The 3,159-nt window shown below is 65.7% G+C and carries 2 protein-coding genes; both read left to right on the top strand.

Going from position 1 to position 3,159, the window contains the following annotated elements; genetic code table 11:
* Positions 1–192: 192 nt before the first annotated feature.
* Positions 193–1,758, top strand: coding sequence for a DUF1302 domain-containing protein (locus JYJ84_RS32535; protein ID WP_122947139.1), 1,566 nt, complete (start codon positions 193–195; stop codon positions 1,756–1,758).
* Positions 1,759–1,798: 40 nt separating this feature from the next.
* Positions 1,799–3,159 (top strand): DUF1329 domain-containing protein (locus JYJ84_RS32530; RefSeq protein ID WP_205170728.1); only part of this gene is annotated, 1,361 nt, incomplete at its 3' end.

The raw sequence follows: 3,159 nt of genomic DNA, 5'->3' as shown, positions 1-3,159 counted from the left end.
CGTTCCTGTCGGCCGCGCAGGCGGCCGCGCGTTGACGCACGCATTGCCAACCATACGGTGCGAATTGTTCGCCAGTCCTAGGGAAGTCATCTAGTTCATTTTGACGATTCCCTGCTACCTCGATCTCCCTACTCTGCCTCTCACGACAACACACACAGTCGACCGTCGTCGATACCCCCAAGAGGAGACACCATGCATCAACGGATTTCGCGCCGTACCGACAAGCGGGCAACCGCCACGCTGTCGACGCTGGCCGCCGCGCTGCTGACGTGCGCCGTTCCCAGCGCGCACGCCGGCAGCACGATCGACCTTGGCGCCGACACGACGCTGGACTACACGTTCACGCTCAGCTACGGCCTCGGCATGCGCACCCGCGCACCGAGCGGCAATCTCCTCACGCCGGCGAACATCAACGGCGACGACGGCGACCGCAACTTCGCGAAGAACAAGCTGATCGAGAACCAGGTCAGCCTGCTCGGCGAAGTCAACCTGAAGCACGACGACTGGGGCGTGTTCGTCCGCGCGGACACGTTCTACGACCAGGCCTATCACCGCCCGAACTACAACGATGCGCCGGGCACCGTGAACCACTCGGGCCAGTACAACGACTTCACGAGCGACGCACGCTACTGGTCTGGCGGCCACACGACGCTGCTCGCCGCGTATGCATACAACACGTTCCACATCGGCTCGACGAGCCTGAACGTGAAGGTCGGCGACCAGGTCGTCGCGTGGGGCGAAAGCCTGTTCTTCCCGAACATCGCGGGCGCACAGGGGCCGTCCGACGCGACCAAGTCATATATGGCTGGCGCCGAGGTGAAGGACATCCTGCTGCCCGTGCCGCAGATCTCGACGCAGTGGCAGATCACACCGAGCTTCAGCCTGCTCGCGTACTACCAGTTCTCGTTCCAGCAGAACCGGCTGACCGCGCCCGGCACGTACTGGAGCTACTCCGACGTCACCGGCCCCGGCGCGCAGTACATCATCGGCCCGGGCGGGATGGTGATTCCGCGCGGCCCCGACGACAAGCCGAGCGCCCGCAACCAGTGGGGGATCGGCGCGCGCTTCCGCGTGCTCGGCGACACCGAGCTCGGCCTGTACCACCTGCACTACAACGACATGAACCCGAGCGTCGTCACGACGTACTTCCCGACGCTCCAGTACCAGCAGACCTATTTCAGCAACATCAAGCTGACCGGCGCGAGCTTCTCGACGCAGGTCGGCCCGGTGAACGTCGCGGGCGAAGTGTCGTACCGGCAAGGCGCGGCGGTGCTCGTCAACACGCCCACCGGCCCGCAGTCGACGCGCGCCAACGTGCTGCAGACCAACCTGTCCGGCATCTACTCGATCGGGCCGAGCTTCCTCGCGAACTCGCAGTCGCTGACCGGTGAACTCACGTACGTGCATGCGGGCAGCATCTCGGCGCTCGACGGCTCGACGACGCTCGCGAATTCGCGCAACGCGCTCGCGATGGAAGTCGCGTGGACGCTCAGCTACAAGAACGTGTTCAACGGCTGGGATCTCGACGTGCCGCTGACCTACGCACACGACCTGACGGGCACGTCGCCGCTGGCCGGCGCGCTCGGCTCGCTGACGGGCCAGGGCGACCACCGCGTGACGGCCGGCGTGACCTTCACGCGCCTGAGCAACCTGCAGCTGTCGCTCGTCTACGCGAAGTTCCTCGGTTCGCCGAACCCCGTCACGCGGCCGCTCGCCGATCGCGATTACGTGCTCGCCACGGCGACCTACCACTTCTGAGCGGCCCGGCCGCTCGTCACCCAGCAAGATGAGGATTGTCATGAAACGCATTCATCTCCCCCTCCTGCGCGCATCGGTGATGGCCGCGTGCGCGGTCGTCGCGACGGCGTCGTTCCCGAAGGTGTCCCCGGACGACCTGAAGGCGCTCGACGGCCCGCTGACGCCGATGGGCGCGGTACGCGCCGCCAGCAAGGACAGCAGCGTGCCCGAATGGTCGGGCAAGTGGCTCGGCACGCCACCCGACGTGCAGTACAAGCGCGGCGGCCGCTACCCCGACCCGTTCGCGAGCGACAAGCCGGTCGCGACGATCACCGCGGAGAACATGGCGCAATACGCCGAGCACCTGACCGACGGCCAGAAGGCCATGTTCAAGCGCTATCCGGCCACCTTCAAGATCGTCGTCTATCCGAGCCATCGCGATTTCCGCTATACGGATGCCGTCTACAAGGACATCCGCACCTACGCGCCCGACTCGACGATGACGTCCGACGCGAACGGGCTCACCAACGCGCCGCCGCAGGTGCCGTACCCGATCCCGAAGAGCGCCACCGAGCTGCTGTGGAACCAGCGCATGTCGTCGGCGATCGGCACCGAACAGGCAACCTACGACCAGGCGGTCGTCTATTCCGACGGCAACATCGCCTGGGGCAAGGTGCGCTACGACATCTACTCGCCGCGCAACGTCGGCAAGTACGACGTGAAGAGCGACCTGAACAACCGCACCTATGCGCGCGTCGCCACCGACCTGCCGCTGTCCGACCGCGGCTCGCTGATCCTGTCGTTCACGAACTGGGACAAGGCCGGCGCGGACAACGCGTCGCGCACGTGGATGTACAACCCCGGCACGCGGCGCGTGCGGCAGGCGCCCGAATACGGCTACGACCAGCCGATGGGGCCGGGCGGCTTCCGCACCGTCGACGACGACCGTCTCTTCAACGGCTCGGGCGACCGCTACGACTGGAAGATTCTCGGCAAGCGCGAGATCTACGTGCCGTACGACAACTACAAGGCGATGGACACCTCGGTCAAGTACGGCGACCTGCTCGGCAAGGGCCACGAGAACCCGTCCTATATCCGCTACGAACTGCATCGCGTGTGGGTGCTGCAGGCGTCGCTGAAGAACGGCTATCGCCATCAGTACGCCAAGCGCGTGCTGTACCTCGACGAGGATTCGTGGATCACGCTGCTCGCCGACAACTATGATGCGCGCGGCCAGCTCTGGCGCACCAACGTTGCCACGACGCTCTACGCGTTCGATGCGAAGACGTTCTATCCGGGCGTCGTGTTCTACCACGACCTCGTCTCGGGCGCGTACATGGCCGACCGCCTGACGAACGAAGGACCGATGCCGAAGCTCGACAACAGCCCGCAGTTCACCGAGGCGTACTTCTCGCCGGACGG

Source organism: Burkholderia sp. LMG 13014 (assembly GCF_905232215.1).
Classification (GTDB): domain Bacteria; phylum Pseudomonadota; class Gammaproteobacteria; order Burkholderiales; family Burkholderiaceae; genus Burkholderia.
Note: the sequence above shows the minus strand (reverse complement) of the source record. Positions and strands in the feature narration are given on the sequence as shown.

Bases quoted from the DNA above. Each gene is read 5' to 3' on its own strand.
- JYJ84_RS32535 (WP_122947139.1), top strand. From the start codon at position 193: ATGCATCAACGGATTTCGCGCCGTACCGACAAGCGGGCAACCGCCACG.